Source organism: Aeromonas sp. FDAARGOS 1408, from assembly GCF_019048665.1.
Taxonomy (GTDB): Bacteria; Pseudomonadota; Gammaproteobacteria; order Enterobacterales; family Aeromonadaceae; genus Aeromonas; species Aeromonas dhakensis.
Map to the genome: position 1 here is coordinate 2,948,792 of NZ_CP077394.1, position 17,148 is coordinate 2,965,939.

Annotated in this window: 17 protein-coding genes; all 17 read right to left on the bottom strand. The window is 60.0% G+C overall.

Annotated features, from left to right (window positions below):
* Positions 1–63: 63 nt before the first annotated feature.
* Complete coding sequence (gene astD, locus I6L38_RS13430; RefSeq protein WP_216988629.1) at positions 64–1,533, bottom strand: succinylglutamate-semialdehyde dehydrogenase; 1,470 nt, start codon at positions 1,531–1,533, stop codon at positions 64–66.
* 70 nt (positions 1,534–1,603) lie between these two features.
* Positions 1,604–2,623, bottom strand: coding sequence for an arginine N-succinyltransferase (gene astA, locus I6L38_RS13435; protein ID WP_005298408.1), 1,020 nt, complete (start codon positions 2,621–2,623; stop codon positions 1,604–1,606).
* Positions 2,624–2,698: 75 nt separating this feature from the next.
* Complete coding sequence (locus tag I6L38_RS13440) at positions 2,699–3,916, bottom strand: aspartate aminotransferase family protein (RefSeq protein ID WP_005298407.1); 1,218 nt, start codon at positions 3,914–3,916, stop codon at positions 2,699–2,701.
* 277 nt (positions 3,917–4,193) lie between these two features.
* Positions 4,194–4,775 carry an aminodeoxychorismate synthase component II gene (locus tag I6L38_RS13445; protein WP_216988630.1) on the bottom strand — a complete coding sequence of 194 codons (582 nt, stop codon included), beginning with the start codon at positions 4,773–4,775 and terminating at the stop codon, positions 4,194–4,196.
* Positions 4,776–4,795: 20 nt separating this feature from the next.
* A complete protein-coding gene (locus I6L38_RS13450; protein ID WP_005298403.1) occupies positions 4,796–5,011 on the bottom strand; it encodes a hypothetical protein in 216 nt (71 codons plus the stop codon).
* Positions 5,012–5,135: 124 nt separating this feature from the next.
* A complete protein-coding gene (gene trpS / locus I6L38_RS13455; protein ID WP_005298400.1) occupies positions 5,136–6,140 on the bottom strand; it encodes a tryptophan--tRNA ligase in 1,005 nt (334 codons plus the stop codon).
* 39 nt (positions 6,141–6,179) lie between these two features.
* Positions 6,180–6,848, bottom strand: coding sequence for a phosphoglycolate phosphatase (locus tag I6L38_RS13460; protein ID WP_017765004.1), 669 nt, complete (start codon positions 6,846–6,848; stop codon positions 6,180–6,182).
* Positions 6,835–7,509, bottom strand: a complete 675-nt coding sequence (rpe, locus tag I6L38_RS13465) for a ribulose-phosphate 3-epimerase (protein WP_010633199.1) — start codon at positions 7,507–7,509, stop codon at positions 6,835–6,837. Before rpe ends, I6L38_RS13460 begins: the two co-directional genes overlap by 14 nt.
* A 149-nt stretch (positions 7,510–7,658) precedes the next feature.
* On the bottom strand, positions 7,659–8,531 hold the full coding sequence (locus tag I6L38_RS13470; protein WP_017765003.1) for a Dam family site-specific DNA-(adenine-N6)-methyltransferase: 873 nt from the start codon (positions 8,529–8,531) through the stop codon (positions 7,659–7,661).
* Between the two features lie 70 nt (positions 8,532–8,601).
* Positions 8,602–10,200: an SPOR domain-containing protein gene (locus tag I6L38_RS13475; RefSeq protein ID WP_216988631.1), complete on the bottom strand. Its 1,599-nt coding sequence runs from the start codon at positions 10,198–10,200 to the stop codon at positions 8,602–8,604.
* On the bottom strand, positions 10,190–11,272 hold the full coding sequence (aroB, locus tag I6L38_RS13480) for a 3-dehydroquinate synthase (protein ID WP_216988632.1): 1,083 nt from the start codon (positions 11,270–11,272) through the stop codon (positions 10,190–10,192). Before aroB ends, I6L38_RS13475 begins: the two co-directional genes overlap by 11 nt.
* A 14-nt stretch (positions 11,273–11,286) precedes the next feature.
* Positions 11,287–11,805: a shikimate kinase AroK gene (aroK, locus tag I6L38_RS13485; protein ID WP_005298388.1), complete on the bottom strand. Its 519-nt coding sequence runs from the start codon at positions 11,803–11,805 to the stop codon at positions 11,287–11,289.
* Between the two features lie 191 nt (positions 11,806–11,996).
* Positions 11,997–14,198 carry a type IV pilus secretin PilQ gene (locus I6L38_RS13490; protein ID WP_201881663.1) on the bottom strand — a complete coding sequence of 734 codons (2,202 nt, stop codon included), beginning with the start codon at positions 14,196–14,198 and terminating at the stop codon, positions 11,997–11,999.
* Between the two features lie 16 nt (positions 14,199–14,214).
* Complete coding sequence (locus I6L38_RS13495) at positions 14,215–14,745, bottom strand: pilus assembly protein PilP (RefSeq protein WP_005298376.1); 531 nt, start codon at positions 14,743–14,745, stop codon at positions 14,215–14,217.
* Positions 14,742–15,341, bottom strand: a complete 600-nt coding sequence (tapO, locus tag I6L38_RS13500; protein WP_216988633.1) for a PilO family type IV pilus biogenesis protein TapO — start codon at positions 15,339–15,341, stop codon at positions 14,742–14,744. The genes I6L38_RS13495 and tapO overlap by 4 nt, the downstream gene beginning before the upstream one ends.
* Positions 15,338–15,916: a PilN family type IV pilus biogenesis protein TapN gene (gene tapN / locus I6L38_RS13505; protein ID WP_201881661.1), complete on the bottom strand. Its 579-nt coding sequence runs from the start codon at positions 15,914–15,916 to the stop codon at positions 15,338–15,340. Before tapN ends, tapO begins: the two co-directional genes overlap by 4 nt.
* Positions 15,904–16,974 (bottom strand): PilM family type IVa pilus assembly protein TapM, encoded by a 1,071-nt coding sequence (gene tapM / locus I6L38_RS13510; protein WP_017787953.1) that lies wholly within the window; start codon positions 16,972–16,974, stop codon positions 15,904–15,906. Before tapM ends, tapN begins: the two co-directional genes overlap by 13 nt.
* Positions 16,975–17,148 lie beyond the last annotated feature (174 nt).

Genomic DNA, 17,148 nt, shown 5'->3' on the forward strand with positions numbered 1-17,148 from the left:
CTCTCTTTCCTTTGATTGCGGGTACAGACAGGGGCACCCTGAGGTGCCCCCTTTTCGTTGTTGTCAGAAGCTCAGGCCGGGAGACAGCTGATCCGGCATGGCGGCCTTGCTGTCTTCGACGGAAGCGACCGGATACGCACAGTAGTCGGCGGCGTAGTAGGCGCTCGCTCTGTGGTTACCGGAGGCACCGATGCCGCCGAACGGGGCGGCACTGGAGGCGCCGGTGATGGGCTTGTTCCAGTTGACGATGCCGGCGCGAATGCGCTTGAAGAAGTGGTTCCAGTCCGCCTCGCTGTCGCCGAGCAGGCCGGCCGAGAGGCCGAAGCTGGTGGCGTTGCCCTGGTCGATGGCGGCATCGAAGTCGTCGTAGCGAATGAGCTGCAGCAGCGGGCCGAAGTACTCTTCATCCGGCAGCGCGCTGACCGCAGTGACATCTATGATGCCTGGGGAGACGAAGCCGGTGCCCTCATCCAGGTGCTTGAGAGTGAGCAGGCTCTCGCCACCGAGGCGCTGCAGGTTGGCTTGCGCCTCGACCATGCCGAGCGCTGCCTTCTCGCTGATCATGGCGCCCATAAAGGGCTGAGCCTCGTCATCGTAGTGACCGACCTTGATCTGGCCGACTACCTCCACCAGGCGCTTGACCAGAGCATCGCCCCGCGCACCGCGCTCGACGAACAGGCGACGGGAACAGGTGCAGCGCTGGCCCGAGGTGATGAAGGCGGATTGCACGATGGCATGGACGGCGCCGTCGATGTCGCTCACGTCTTTCACGATCAGCGGGTTGTTGCCACCCATTTCCAGGGCCAGGATCTTGCCCGGCTGGCCGGCAAACTGCTGGTGCAGGAAGTGGCCGGTGCGGGACGAACCGGTGAAGAAGAGGCCGTCGATGTCCGGGTTGCCGGCCAGCGCCTTGCCGGTGTCCACCTCGCCCTGCACCAGGTTGAGCACGCCCTTGGGCAGTCCCGCCTCCTGCCACACCTTGACCATGGCCTCGGCGACCATGGGGGTCAGCTCGGAGGGTTTGAACACCACGGTATTACCGGCGATCAGCGCCGGCACGATATGGCCGTTGGGCAGGTGGCCCGGGAAGTTGTAGGGGCCGAACACCGCCACCACACCGTGGGGTTTGTGACGCACGAATGCCTTGGCGCCCGGCATGGGGTTCTCCACCGTGCCAGTGCGCTCGTCATGGGCGCGGATGGAGATGGCAATCTTGCCCTGCATGGCGGCGACCTCGGTACGGGTCTCCCACAGCGGCTTGCCGGTCTCGCGGGCGATGGTCAGCGCCAGCGCCTCCTTGTGCTCGCCAAGCAGGTCGGCGTAGCGGCGCACGATGGCCAGACGCTCGTCGAGGGCCAGATCGGACCAATGATAGAAGGCTTGGCGGGCGGCCTTGACGGCGGCATCGACCTGGGCGGCGCTGGCGGCCTCCCCTTGCCAGATCACCTGATTCTTGGCCGGATCCTTTGATTCGAACGGCTTGCCTTCACCGGCCAGCCACTGACCGTCGATAAACTGCACTAAATGAGTCATCCAATCACTCCCTGTGGTATGCAGGCAGCCGAGGCTGCCTGTTTCATATTCGGTTTCGTCGCCAGCCGGATCAGTCGAGATCGACGGCACGCACCATGTCGCCATCCTGCACCTTGAGCGCCGCCGCCATCTTGGGCGGAATGATGGCCTCGTGCTTGTCGAGATCGACCCGGATGTTGCCGTAGCAGGCGCGGTAGTGCTCGTAGCGGGTGTTGCAGATCAGGTGGGTCTTGCCGCCGATGGGCTCGCCCACCAGTACCCGCAGCTTCTGGCTGCGGCGCACGCTGCGAATGTTCTTCACGTCGCACTCGACGGTGGGGCCGGCATCGAAGATGTCGACATAGCCGCGATTCACGAATCCTTCGTCCTGCAGCATCTTGATGGCCGGGCGGGTCTTCTCGTGGGTCTGACCGATGACGGCGCGCGCCTCGTTGCTCAGCAGATTGACGTAGATGGGGTACTTGGGCATCAGCTCGGCGATGAAACGCTTCTTGCCGATGCCGGTGAGATAGTCGACGGTGGGAAAATCCATCGAGAAGAAATGCTTTTGCAGCCACTCGTAGAAGGGGCTGTGACCATCGCCATCGGAGACGCCACGCATCTCGGCGAAGACGGTTTCGTCAAACAGCTCGGGGTGTTCGGCCATGAACAGAAAGCGGTGCTTGGAGAGCAGACGGCCGTTGAGCCCCTCGCGGGCGCATTCGCGCAGAAACAGGGTGCAGAGCTCGGAATTGCCGGTGTAGTCGTTGGAGAGGGTGAGCGTCTCCACCACGTTGTAGATGCCGAGCTTGGGGGAAGAGTGCACCACCTTGCCGATGTGATAGTTGTAGAACGGCTGGGACAGGCCCACGGCCGCATCGATGGCGCAGGTACCGACCATTTCGCCGGTCTCCAGATCCTCGGCGACGAAGAAATAGAGGCAGTCACCCTTGCCCGCAGGCTTGTCCGAAAAGGTCTGGGTGGAGGCGTCTATCTTGCGCTGCAGCAGTTCATCGTTGACGGGCAACGAGGTCATGCCGGTGCCGGATTCGATGGCACAGGTCTTGAGACCGGCAAAATCTTTTTGCTCGATGGGACGGATAACCAACATAAATGACAACTCCCTTTCATTGACGACAGGTGGGGGCCCGGCTCCTGCCGGGCGGGTTCCCCACCTCAATTTGGATCAGGCGTTAACCACCTGGGCAACCGCTTTCTCGAACCGGGCCAGACCTTCCTTGATGTCCGCTTCCGGAATAACCAGGGACGGCGCGAAGCGCACCACGTTGGTGCCGGCAACCAGCGCCATCAGACCCTGATCGATGGAGGCCAGCAGGAAGTCGCGGGAACGCCCCTTGTAGTCGTCGTTCAGCACGGCGCCCAGCAGCAGACCCTTGCCGCGCACTTCGCTGAAGCAGTGGTACTTGGCGTTGATGGCTTCCAGCCCTTCGCGGAACAGCTGCTCGCGCTGCTTGATGCCGCTGAGCACTTCCGGGGTGTTGATCACGTCGATCACCGCCTCGGCCACCGCGCAGGCCAGCGGGTTGCCGCCGTAGGTGGAGCCGTGGGTGCCCACTTTCAGGTGGGAGGCGATTTCGGTGGTGGTCAGCATGGCGCCGATGGGGAAGCCGCCGCCCAGTGCCTTGGCGCTGGTGAGGATGTCCGGCGTGACGCCCAGACCCATGTAGGCAAACAGATCGCCGGTACGGCCGACGCCAGATTGCACTTCGTCATAGATCAGCAGGGCGTTGTGCTGGTCGCACAGCTCGCGCACCCCTTTGGCAAACTCGTCGGTGGGACGAATGATGCCGCCCTCGCCCTGCAGCGGCTCCATCACCACGGCGCAGGTATTGTCGGAGATGACCTCGGCCAGTGCGGCCAGATCGTTGTAAGCCACGTGGGTGATGTCAGCGGGCTTGGGACCGAAACCATCGGAGTAGGCAGCCTGGCCACCGACGCTGACGGTAAAGAAGGTACGACCGTGGAAACCCTGATGGAAGGCGATGATCTGGGTCTTGTGGGCGCCGAACTTCTCGATGGCGTAGCGACGGGCCAGCTTGAGGGCGGCTTCGTTGGCTTCGGCACCGGAGTTGCAGAAATAGACCTTGTCGGCGAAGGTAGCGGCGACCAGCTTCTTGGCCAGGCGCAGAGCCGGCTCGTTGGTCATCACGTTGGAGAGGTGCCACAGCTTCTCGCCCTGGGTTTTCAGGGCCTCTACCAGCTTGGGATGGCAATGGCCCAGGCCATTGACGGCGATCCCGCCGGCGAAGTCCACATACTCACGGCCTTCCTGATCCCAGACACGTGACCCTTCACCACGCACCGGGATGATCTTGGCGGGCGCATAGTTGGGAACCATCACTTCATCAAACACTTCACGTGTCACTGCCAACAACTCTGACATATTGCTCTCCTTCGATCTGGCGACAGAATAATCCACCGCCCAAAAGTTAAATCCATGTAAACACATCGGCATTGTCACAGAAAAAAAGCTAAAAGTCTGCAACAAAGCGCGTTACAGGGAACAATGTTCGATTGCCCGTGAGATTTTAGGCAACCGCATTGCATAACGGCTCAGGGGGTGTTGGCAAGAGATAATTTGGACAGGGAGGCAGGTGAATAAAGTGTCAGGGAAAATATTTTTGGCCTCATCACGATTTTGAGAGGCCGATCACGACTTGTCAGGAATTTGCCAGAAAATTGGCCAGCAATTGATGGCCCTGTTCGCTCAAAATGCTCTCCGGATGGAACTGAACCCCCTCTAGATTCAACTGCTTATGGCGCAGGCCCATGATCTCGTCCGGGCTGCCGTCGGCATGTTCGCTCCAGGCGGTGATCTCGAGACAATCGGGCAGGGTGTCGCGCTCCACGATGAGCGAATGGTAGCGGGTGACCCGCAACGGGTCGTTGAGCCCCTTGAAGACTCCCTCCCCCCGATGGCGAATGAGCGAGGTCTTGCCGTGCATCACCTGACGGGCACGCACCACCCGGGCACCAAAGGCCTGCGCCAGGGACTGGTGGCCGAGACAGACGCCGAGGATGGGAAGCTGGCCGGCAAAACGGGAGATGGCCGCCAGAGAGATGCCCGCCTCGTTTGGCGTGCAGGGGCCGGGAGAGATCACCAGATAGCGGGGAGAGAGCCGGGCGATGGCGTCCAGCGTCAGCTCGTCATTGCGCTTCACCACCACCTCCTGTCCCAGGGCGCCAAAATATTGCACCAGATTCCAGGTAAAGGAGTCGTAGTTATCGATCAACAACAGCATGGGTCAACCAGGGCAGAGAATTAACGATCCAGATAGCGGCCCTGCTCCATCTCGCGCTCGCGCTGGCACTCGGCCAGGTAGATGGCGGCGGCGATGGCGGGGATTTTGTGGTGCTTGTCGATGGCGTTGGAGACCATCAGTTGCAGGGTATGCAGGTTCTTGGCCTTGCGGAACTTGCGCAGCCAGTGACCCTTGTCACCCAACTCTTCAATCGTGGTATTTGATTCGACAGACATGCTAACTCTTGGGGCAGACGCCCGCGTTTGAAATTGGAAGATGAAAACAACGAATAGCAGGTCGGGTAAAACAAAGAAAGCCAGGCAAATACCCAGCTCTCTTCTACTACACCTTCCCAGTATGTCAGGCTCGAGGAACGAAGCCGACTACATCATATACGCTGGCCAAGGTTTTTTCAGCCCTTTCCCGCGCCTTTTGTGCACCTGCCGCCAAAATGGCCTGCAGATGAGCCTCATCCTGACGCAGCTCGTGGAAGCGCGCCTGGATCGGCTCCAGCAAGGCAACCACGGCCTCGGCGGTTTCGGTCTTGAGGTGACCGTACATCTTGCCTTCGAAATGCTGTTCCAGCTCGGGGATGGAGCGACCTGTCACCCCGGACATCAGGGTCAGCAGGTTGGAGACCCCCGGCTTGTTCTCCGGATCGAAACGCACCACCGCCGGCTCATCGGAGTCGGTCACCGCGCGCTTGATCTTCTTGACGATCTGCTTGGGATCTTCCAGCAGGCCGATGAAGTTGGCCTCGTTGTCGTCCGACTTGGACATCTTCTTGGTCGGATCCTGCAGGCTCATCACCCGGGCGCCTTCGGTCGGAATGAAGGGCTCCGGCAGGGTGAACACCTCGCCGTAGAGGTTGTTGAAGCGGGTGCAGATGTCGCGGGTCAGCTCCAGGTGCTGCTTCTGGTCGTTGCCCACCGGCACCTGATTGGCCTGATAGAGCAGAATGTCGGCCGCCATCAGCACAGGATAACCGAACAGGCCGACGTTGACGTTGTTCTCGAAACGGGCGGACTTGTCCTTGAACTGGGTCATGCGCGACAGCTCGCCCATCTGGGTGTAGCAGTTCAGGATCCAGCCAAGCTCCGCGTGCTGCGGCACGTGGGACTGGATGAAGACGGTGCTCTTGGCCGGATCGATCCCCACCGCCAGATAGAGGGCGGCGGCGTCCAGGCAGGCCTTGCGCAGGGCGGCCGGATCCTGGCGGGTGGTGATGGCGTGCAGATCGACGATGCAGTAGAGGCAGTCGAAGTCATCCTGCATGTTGACCCACTGACGCAGGGCCCCCATGTAGTTGCCGATGGTCAGCTGGCCCGACGGTTGGGCCCCGCTCAATACGATAGGTTTAGTCATCAGAGTGTTGATCCTTGTTATTCGGCCTGCCTGGCCAGCTTATTCGGCCAGCAGCGCGTCGAGCTGGGCAAACTGTTCACATACCCAGTCCGGGCGGGAATCTGCGATGGGACGGCCATAGTTGTAGCCGTAGGTCAGCCCCACCACCTTCATGCCGGCAGCCTGGGCGGCCAGCACGTCATTTTCGGAGTCGCCCACCATCAGGGTGCGCGACGGGCTGACGCCCAGCTCGTGGCAGGCCAGCAGCAGCGGTTCCGGGCTCGGTTTCTTGACCGGCACGCAGTTGCCCCCCAGCCAGAGCGCGAAGCAATCGGCGATGCCGAGGGCATCGAGGATCGGCTGCACGAAGTGGCTCGGCTTGTTGGTCACGATTCCCTGCCGGTAGCCCAGCGCCTGCAGGCGGCGCAGGCTCTGCTCAACCCCGTCATACATGGCCAGCCCTTCCAGCAGGCAGGCCTGATAGTGACGGTCAAACAGCGGACGGGCGCCGGCAAACAGCTCGGGCGCCGCGCGATAGTCCAGCGCCCGCTGGATCAGCTTGTCGGCACCGTTGCCGACCCAGGTCCGCACCACGGCCTCGTCGGCCTCGGCCAGCCCGAGTTCGGTCAGCGTACGGTTGACCGCCAGCGCCAGTTGCGGAGCGCTGTCGATCAGGGTGCCGTCCAGATCGAACAGCACCAGGTCAAAATCACGTTCAGCGTTTGACATGAGAGAGCTCCGCCCGCATCTCGTCGATCACCGCCTTGTAGTCCGGACGACTGAAGATGGCAGAGCCGGCCACGAACATGTCGGCACCCGCCTGGGCAATTTCACGGATGTTCTCCACCTTGACCCCACCGTCGATCTCGAGGCGAATGTCGCGGCCGCTCTCGTCGATCAGGCGGCGCACCTGGCGCAGCTTGTCGAGGGTGCCGGGAATGAAGCTCTGGCCGCCGAAGCCCGGGTTGACCGACATCAGCAGGATCACGTCCAGCTTGTCCATCACGTATTCCAGGCAGGTGAGCGGGGTGGCCGGGTTCAGCACCAGACCGGCCTGGCAGCCCTGCTCCTTGATGAGTCCCAGGGAGCGATCGACGTGGTCGGACGCTTCCGGGTGGAAGGTGATGAGGGAGGCACCGGCCTTGGCAAAGTCGGGAATGATGCGATCCACCGGCTTGACCATCAGGTGCACGTCGATGGGGGCTTCAATACCGTAGTCACGCAGTGCCTGACAGACCATGGGGCCTATGGTCAGGTTGGGCACATAATGGTTGTCCATCACGTCGAAATGGACCACGTCGGCACCGGCGGCCAGCACCTTGGCGACATCGTCCCCCAGACGGGCAAAGTCGGCGGAGAGGATCGAGGGGGCAATCAGAAAGTCTTTCATCAGCGTCATCCATTGGCAGCGTGGCAGAAAAAGCGGCGCAATTTTACCGCAAACGAGCGCCGAAAACGACCCGCACACGGTATGGAAAAAGCGAATGCCATCATCACCCGCGGGAGACATAAAAAACGGCACCCAAGGTGCTGTCTGTCTCAGCCGAGTGGCGCCAGTTCGGCGTCGCTCGGGTAGTAGCCCTGCTCCGGCTCGATGCCGGGCGGATAGAGCGCCAGCAGCTCGGCTACCTTGTTGCGGGTGCCACCGTTGCGGCTGATGGTGCGTTTGACCAAGATCTCGTCGAGGCGGGCACCGCGATAGAGTTCTCGGGTCAGCTCGATGTCGTGGTTGCTGATGAGTACGGGCACCCCTTTGCGCGCCGCGGTGTGGCGGGCCAGTCTGGCCAGCACGGCCTGATCGTCCAGGGTAAAGCCGCCGGCCGAATAGGTGGTGAAGCTTGCGGTGGTGGAGAGCGGCGCATAAGGCGGATCGCAATAGATGACCCAATCCTCTTCGGCGCGTTGGATGGCGTCGGCATAACTTTCACAGATGAAGGTCGCCTTCTGTGCCTTCTCGGCGAAGGCCCACAGCTCTTTTTCCGGGAAATAGGGTTTCTTGTAGGAACCGAACGGGACGTTGAAGCCCCCTTTCTTGTTGTAACGGCACAGGCCGTTGAAACCGTGCCGATTCAGAAACAGGAACAACAGGGCACGCTCGAAACTGGTATCGGCCTGATTGAACTGGGTTCGCAGCCGGTAGTAGGCGGCCTTGTGGTTGTGCTCGGCCACGAACAGCTTGCGCGCCTCGGCGATGAAGCTGTCCGGCGTCTGCTTGAGGTGGTTGTAAAGCCCGATCAGATCCGGATTGATGTCGTTGAGCACATAGGCGTCGTAGTCGGTGTTGAGAAACACCGACCCGGCCCCGACGAAGGGCTCCAGCAACACACGCCCGGCCGGCAAACGCTCGGCAATCTCTTCAACCAGGGAGTATTTTCCCCCGGCCCATTTTAAAAAAGCGCGTGTTTTTTTCATGGAAATCCGGTGTTAAGAAGGCATCGACCAAAAAAGGGGGACGATTCTACCCCCTTCCCGGCCAAAATGGCTATTGCTTCAACTCTTTTTGTACCTGCGCAAACGACTTGGGCCAGGGTTGACCCTTCAGCAAGGCGGGCGACAGCTTGCGAATGGCGGCCTTGGCCTGGTTGCTGCTGGCATAGTCCCCCTGCAGCACCACATACCAGGGGCTGCCGCGGAACTGGGTCTGATAGACCCAGATCTTGCCGGCAAGGCCATTCTCGGCCACGAACTTGTCGACCGCCTTGGTGTTGCTCGCCCCCATCAGCTGGATGCTGTAATGGCTGCGCGGCTTCTTGTTCAGGGTGGCGGCGGGAGTCAGCGCGACCTTGGGTGCAGGAGTCGCCACCGGCTCGGCGGCGGCCGGTTTGACCACCGGCTTGCTGGTAGCCTGCGCGGGTTGGGTCTTGGCGGCTGTTGCCGGCTGGGCGGTGGCATTAGGTGTGGCCGCCTGCTTGGCAGGCGCATCCTGGGTGGCTGCCGCCCGGGAATCGGCACCGGTCAGCTCATCCACCACCGCCGTGGGCAGGGCTCCGCTGACGTTGGGCTGCTTCATCAGCTTCTCGACCACCTCGTCGGAGATCACCACCCGGCGCCCCTCGTAGTTGGTCGATTTGGTGGTAACCGTGTCGCTCTCCACCGCCTTGGGCAAGGCCTTGGCATCGGGCTGCCAGTCACGAACCACACCACCCTGATTGGTGGCGGCACCATCATTGTTCACACTCTGATTGCCGTTCTGGCTACTGTTGTTGCCGCCGACGGTGAGCGGATCGCCACCCGACACGGGGATCGGCAGCGCCGTGCTCTGGGCGGGTTCAGACACGGCCCCTTTGTCGTCACTGCTGAACAGGGCCGGCAGCAGATAACTCAGGGCCAACAGGCCGCCGGCAACCAGTGCCAGCAGGGTCGCAATCTTCTTGACGGGCAACTCGGCCTGACGTTTCTTGGGCCTTCTGTCGGTCATGATATCCTCCAGTAACTGCATGATGGTGGACGGATGTCCATTCGCCACTTTCAGGATCTCTTCCACTTTCGGCTTGGGCAAGAGGGCTGTCGGGATCTTGAGCTCTTTGGCCTTCTCATACAAGAAGATGCGTTGTTCGGGGGCGCTCAGCGGCGCGACTTCCAGCTCCAGTGCCGGCATGGCACGCCCTTTGAGCAACGCCTTCTGGGTGCGACACCAGACGTCACTGCCGGACACCATGATCGCCAGCTGATGGGGCACAGCCAGGGTGTCGTTGTGGCGGCACAGACTCCACAGCTCGCCAACCAGTTCGGCCGGCAGCTCGTCTGCCCGTTCGATCAGCAGCAGCAGGGTGGCCGGTTTGCCCTCCAGCATGCGAAAGAAGCTGTCTGCCAGCGCATCCTGTGGATTGAACAGCGGGCGGGCCACCACCTGGGGCAGCAACAACTGGCGCACGTCCACCATCTTCATGGCCGGACTGCCGATCAGGCTGGCGACGCGGACTTTTTCAGGCAGGCTATCGAGCATGGCCTGACACAAGGTGCCGCGACCACTGCCGGGTTTGCCGGAAAGAAAAATGAAAGGATGATTGAATTCAATCAGATGCAGCAGCCGGTCAACCAGCTGCCGCTGGGAAGGAAGCTTCAGCAGTTTATTTGTCACGACCAGACTCGATCACCGCCAGCAGTTCAGCATCGGAGACATCGGCCACCACCTGGGCATGACCGATGCCAACCGGCAGCACCAGACGCAGTTTGCCTTCCAGCACCTTCTTGTCGCGGCGCATGTGGCGAATGAAGGCGGCAAAATCCATCTCGGGCGGTGCCTGTACCGGCAGGTTGGCCGCCAGCAGCAGCGCCCTGATGCGGGCTACGTCCTGCTCGGTCACATCGCCACGGGCCAGTGCGGTCCAGGCAGCCAGCATGGTGCCCGCCGCCACGGCTTCGCCGTGCAGCCAGTTGCCGTAGCCCTTTTCGGCTTCGATGGCATGGCCGAAGGTATGACCCAGGTTGAGCAGGGCACGCACGCCATGTTCGGTTTCGTCCTGACCGACCACATCGGCCTTGATTTCACAGCAGCGGCGGATGGCATAGGCCAGCGCGGCCGGCTCCTGCGCCTGCAGACGGGACATGTTGGCTTCGAGCCAGCAGAAGAATTCGACATCCCAGATGATGCCGTACTTGATCACCTCGGCCATGCCGGCGGCGAATTCACGGGCAGGCAGGGTCTGAAGGCACTCGGTGTCGATGACCACGTGTCTGGGCTGATAGAAGGCCCCGATCATGTTCTTGCCGAGAGGATGGTTGACGGCGGTCTTGCCGCCGACGGAGGAGTCAACCTGGGAGAGCAGTGTGGTAGGCACTTGAATGAAAGGAATGCCACGCTGGTAGCTTGCCGCAGCAAAGCCGACCACGTCACCTATCACACCGCCCCCCAGGGCGATCAGAGTGGTATCACGGCCATGGTTGGTTTCCAGCAGAGCGGACATGATCCGCTCGAAGGTTGCCAGGTTCTTGTAGGCCTCGCCATCCGGCAGGATCAGGTGTTCAACCTGATAACCGGACAGCAGCTGGGTAATGCGCTCAAGATACAAGGGGGCGACAACGGTGTTGGTCACTATCATGACCCGCTTGCCCTTGATGGTTTGCGTCAGCACCTCTGCATGCTGCAACAGACCTGCCGCTATCTCGATGGGATAGCTGCGTTCACCCAGTTCGACCTTCAACCTTTCCATGGACGTCCTCTTGATTACATGCCGATCAACTTGACGATTTGATTGGCAACAACTTTTGCGCTCTGGTCATCAGTCTGGATGACAAAGTCAGCCACTTCTTCGTACAGGGCGTTGCGCTCTTGCGCCAGACGCTCGAGTACCTCGCGCGGCGGCTCTTCGGTTTGCAGCAGCGGGCGACGTTTGTCACGTTGCGTCCGGGCCAGCTGCTTCTCAATGGTGGTCTCGAGGTACACCACGATGCCGCGAGCAGAGAGTTTGTTGCGTGTTTCACGGCTCTTGATGGCACCGCCACCCGTTGCCAGCACGATACCCTGCTGTTCGGAAAGGTCACCAATGACCTTCTCTTCGCGGATCCGGAAACCCTCTTCGCCTTCAACATCGAACACCCAGCCGATATCGGCACCACTGCGGCGCTCAATCTCATGATCTGAGTCGAAAAACTCCATATGCAGTTGTTCTGCCAGATGTCTACCTATGGTGCTCTTGCCCGCACCCATGGGACCTATCAGGAAAATATTGCGTTTCTCAGCCATGTCTTTTCGTTAGTAATTACAAACTGTACGACCCCGACAAACTCTCGATCGGGGTACCTATGAACCTTATCTTGCGATGGATCAGGAGGGGGATTATCTCAATAGAAATCAGGACTGGCAACCGCAGCCCTTACGCCCCAGCCTCATTGGGGCGTAAGGTTATATGTGTTTTACCTTCACATGTAAAGTCTTCAGAAAGTCTCGGTGACTATCTTCGGTGTCACGAAAATCAGCAGCTCCCGCTTTTTGTTCGCGCTGGTCGTCTTGCGAAACAGCACCCCCAGACCCGGGATATCACCCAGCAGGGGGACCTTGGTCACATCGTTGGTAATGGTCTGCTGATAGATACCGCCCAGCACCAGCGTCTCGCCATTGTTGACCAGCACCTGGGTGGTGATCGACTGGGCGTTGATGGAGACGGCATCACCGGTACCGGTAGGTACGGTTTCACCCTTGGTGTCCTGGGTCACGGTCAGATCCAGGATCACCCTGTTGTCGGGGGTGATCTGCGGTGTCACTTTGAGACTCAGCACTGCCTTCTTGAAGGTGACCGAGGTAGCCCCGCTGGAGGAGGATTCCACATAGGGTATCTCGGTCCCCTGTTCGATCAGCGCCGGCTTCTGGTTGGCCGTGGTCACCCGGGGACTGGCGATGATCTCGGCCTTGCTCTCCTTCTCCAGTGCCGACAACTCGAGATCCAGCAAGGTGCCGTTCGCCAGCCGCGCCACCTGGAAGGCTAGAGTACCGGCGGCGTTGGTCACCGGCAGGTTGACGTTCAGCCGATCGTCCACCCCGGGACGGGTAATGGTCGAGCCACCGTTGTTGTTGCCAGAACCATCATTGCCCTCGATGGAGCCCGAGGTACTGTTGCCGTGACCGTCGTTCTTGGTCACCCCCCAACGCACCCCGAGTGCCTCGTCGAAGCCGTCGTCTATGGTCACCATGCGCGCTTCGATCACCACCTGCTTGACCGGGATATCCAGAATATCCAGCATGCGCTTGATGTTGCTGATGACGTCGGCGGTGTCCTTGACTACCAGCACGTTGGTCCGCTCATCCACGCTCACCGCCCCCTTGGCAGAGAGCAGCTTGGTGCTTTCAGACGAAAGCAGCGCCGCCACCTCGGATGCCTTGGCATAGTTGATCTGCAGGTATTCGGTGTAGAGCGGAGCCAGATCGGCGACCTGATTGCGACTCTCCAGCTGCTGTTTCTCGCGGGCGGCAATCTCTTCTGCCGGTGCAACCAGCAGAATGTTGTTGTCGAGCCGCTTGTCGAGTCCACGCACCTTCAAGATGATGTCGAGGGCCTGCTCCCAGGGCACCCCATCCAGCCGCAGGGTGATGTTGCCCGACACCGAGTCCGTGGTTACCAGGTTGAGATTGTTGAAATCCGCGATGAGCTGCAACACGGTTCTGACCGGAATATCCTGGAAATTGAGAGAGATGGGTTTGCCCTGATACTGCTTGCCGGCACTCGCTGCGGTGCGCTTTTTCACCTCGACGATGAACATCTTGTCTGCCTGGTCGTAGCGATAATCAAACTGGCCATTGACCGACAGCTCGAACAGGGTGTCATTGCCCTGGCGAAACACCTCAACCTGAGAAACAGGGGTGGCAAAATCCTGCACATTGATCAGATTAAGCAGGTCGTCCGGAACCCGAGTGCCGTGAAACTTGGCCAGCACAGTCTGACCGCGGCTGCTGACGTCCACGGCGGCTGAGCTGTTATCCAGCGTCACCAGAAATTCCCCCTGTCCGTCCTTGCCACGTCGAAAATCCACGCCTTTGACGGAGTTGAAGTAAGCGCCACTGGCCGAAGTTTGCGGGGTTGGCAACACAGGTTTGCTGGCAACCGGCGCCACCACCGGAGCACTCTGGCGGGCAAGCTGCTGGCTGTTGATCAAGGCCGACGAAGTTGCCGGCTGGGTATTGATAAGGGCGGACGAGCTCTGCTGGCGGGCCACCATCCCGGAGGAAGAGGTCGTGGTTGGCAGCGGCATGGCCGCCTTGTCCCCCAATGCAACCAACAGCTTGTTGCCCTGCTGGTGCACCTGATAGGGAGTCAGTTGATCGAGCGCAATCTTGATATCGAGACCCGCACCCTTGCCCTCTACCTTGATGTTATCCACCCCCTGCTGCTTGATGGGCAGGGGATTCACATTGAGTGCCCCCACCGCCCCCGGCACATGCAGCAGCAACTGGTTGGGTTCATAGGAGAGCCGATCGGTAAACCCGCTGACCGGTTCACTGAAACTCAGCTCCAGCAGCAGTTGATCGGCCATCAGCGGATTGACTTTGACCTCCTGCAGGGTGGCCACCGCCCAGGCCTGGCCCCATGCACCGACGCAAAACAGCAGGGCCACTCTGGTTGCCTTACCTATTGTTGTTCTCATCGCAGTTCATCCCTGATTATCGTTTTGCTTCAAGATTGGCCATGCCCAGCTGGGTTTCTCGAGTCACCCAGCATCCCTTGCCGTCCGGTATAGTCTCAATCAAATCCACATAAGTGTCAGTGATCCTGATCACCCGCCCCTGATCCAGCCCCATATGCTGGTTGAGGCCCACCCGGATGGATTGACCATCCGGCGTTCTGATCAGGGCCCACAGCTGCCCCTGCTTGCCAAGGGAACCCTGCATGCTCAGGCTGGCCAGTGAATAGTTCTCCAGCACCTCTTTCTCTCTGTTGGCGACGATCTGGGCGCAATCCGGTTTCACCTTGGCATCCGTCTTGGCACTGCTGGCCTCGGGCTGGGGAGCGATGAAGGGACTGCGCTGATCACTGAGATGATAAGCCATGGGAGAGAAGGGCTTTATTTCGGGAAGCGGTTCAATGGGGACCGGCTTTCTGGCCTTCACCTCGGCCACGTAATTATCCATGTCATCCTGACCGCCGCAGGCCGTCAGCAACAATGCCGGCAACAGAACGCAGAGTATCCTCATTTTTTCTGCTCCACCGTCTTGCCGTTATATTTATAGGTCTTGGCCAGCATCGACATGGCGATCATATCATCCTGCTCCTTGCCCTGACCCAGCGTGAACGACTCCAGAATGACGATCCTTGGCAAGGCCGCCATGTCAGCCGTGAACTTGCCGATCTCATGATAGGTGCCCACCACTTCTATTTGCATGGGCAGCTCGGTGGAAAACTCGTGCTTGATCTCCGGCTCCCAGTTGATGCGATTCAGCTTGAGGCCGTTGTCGGTGGCGATGAAGCTGATGTCATCCAGCAGCCCGGCCACTTCATGGGTATTGGGCAGCTGTTTTAGCTGGGTATCGACCAGTTGTTCAAGCTGCACCATCTGCGCCTTGTAGGCACCGAGATTGGCAGCCAGCATCGCCTTGCTCTCAAACTGTGACTTGAGCTCCGCCTCCTTGTCGGTTTCCTGGGTCAACAGAGTCAGCGACTTGGCAATCACGTAGTAATAGATGGCGCCCCCAAGCAGGGCGCAGAAGAACAGGATGAAGATCCCCTTGGCCAGTTTGGGCCAGCTGGCAATGTTGTTGAAATCAAGTTCGTTGAGCTGTTGCAGGTTCATTTCTGCCCCTTAGCCATCTCGAGGCTGGCTCCAGCCGCCACGGCGACCTTGAACATCATGGAAAACTGGCTGAGCGAAACAGGTGCCACGTCAGCCGCAAAGATGGTGCTGATCTGCGACTGTCCCAGCCAGCCGGAACCATCGATGCGACGCATCATGCTGGCCACCCTGCCATAGGCTTCGGTCTTGCCGTTCACGTCGATCCGGTTGTCCTGCAGGGCCAATGTATTGAGATACACCCCATTGGGTACCAACGAAGGCAGCTGGTTGAACAGACGAACCGGCAGGTTGCGACGCATCTGCAGATGCTCGATCAGCTGCATGCGGTCAATCAGCTCCTTGCGCCGCTCCTTGAGCAGGCGGATCTCGCCAAGCTGGGCATCGAGTATGGTCATCTCCTGCTGCAGGCGCTGGTTGCGCTGCTGCTGATGGCCGATCTGCTGTTCCACCAGCCAGTCGGCAGCAAAACCGAGGGATGCCGTGATGGCCATGAAGATACCTAACATGACGCCGAACTGCTTCTTCTGACGCAGCGCCCTGGCTTCACGCCAGGGAAGGAGGTTTATATTTGACATGGCGTGAAGCTCCTCAATGCCAGACCCAGCGCCGTCATGTACTTGGCACCATGGGCCGCGACCTCTCCCTTGGGTTTGCCGAACAGGGTAAAGGGATCGGGATGCAACACCTCGCAGCTGAGCTCGTTACCAATCTGAGCCGCCAGCCCGGGCAGCAAGCTGCCCCCTCCGCTCAACACCAGTTTGGAGAGCTCCCGGTGGCCGGAAGAGCTGCAAAATAGCTGGACGTTGCGCCGCACCTGCTGCAGCAACGCATTCATGTGGGGCAGCAACACATCCAGCTCGTGATCGATCGGCAACTTGCCCTGCAGCTTGGCCTGCTCGGCATCATCCAGAGAGAGGCTGTAGAAAGAGGCCAGTGCCTGGCTGTATTGGTCGCCACCGAAGTTCTGCAAGCGGGAGTAGATCACCTCCCCCTTCACCAGCGCGGCAAATGTCATGGCGCTGGCGCCGATGTCGATGACACCGACCGGTTTGTCCCACTCCTGCAGCTCAGGCAGACAGGCGAGTACCGCCCGCCCCAAGGCGTGTGCCCCGACATCCACCACCTTGGTGGTCATGTCGGCTTCCGCCAGCGCGGTGACCCGACCATTCACGCTCTCGGTGCGGGCCGCGCTCAGCAGCACCTCCTGGCGCTCCTGATCGGCGACCTTGCCCAGGATCTCGAAATCCAGGCTCACTTCATCGAGGGGGAAAGGAATGAGTTGTTCAGCCTCAAGCTGGACCTGATTTTCCAGCTCGCTTTCACTCAGGCTGGCATCCACCTGAATGACCTTGGTGATCACGTTGGAGCCGGTGACGGCAGTAGCCACATACTGGCTGCTGCCCGAGATGAGGCGCTTGAGGCCCTTGAGAGACTGGCCGACCCGCTCGATATCCTGCAGCTGATAATCGACCAGGGTGCCTTTGGGAGTGGCAACCTCCGCCACGGATTCGAGGTGCAGCTTGCCGGGACGGCCGGTGATGGTCACGGCCTTGATGGTCTGACTTCCAAAATCAATGCCTGCCAGTGGAAGCAGAGAACCCTTGTTGAATAGCCCAAACATATACACATCCATGCGTTATATGGGTTTTAGGATTGATTGTAGGACAGCTAATCAGAAGATGATGGCTTAACTCATCCTAAATGCTCTATCTATCAATGTCATAAAGTTTATGCCGAAAAGTGATGCAACTCGCTTTCCGAGCCGCGCCCTCCTCCCCTTGGTTATTGAGTCGCAGAGTGCTAACCT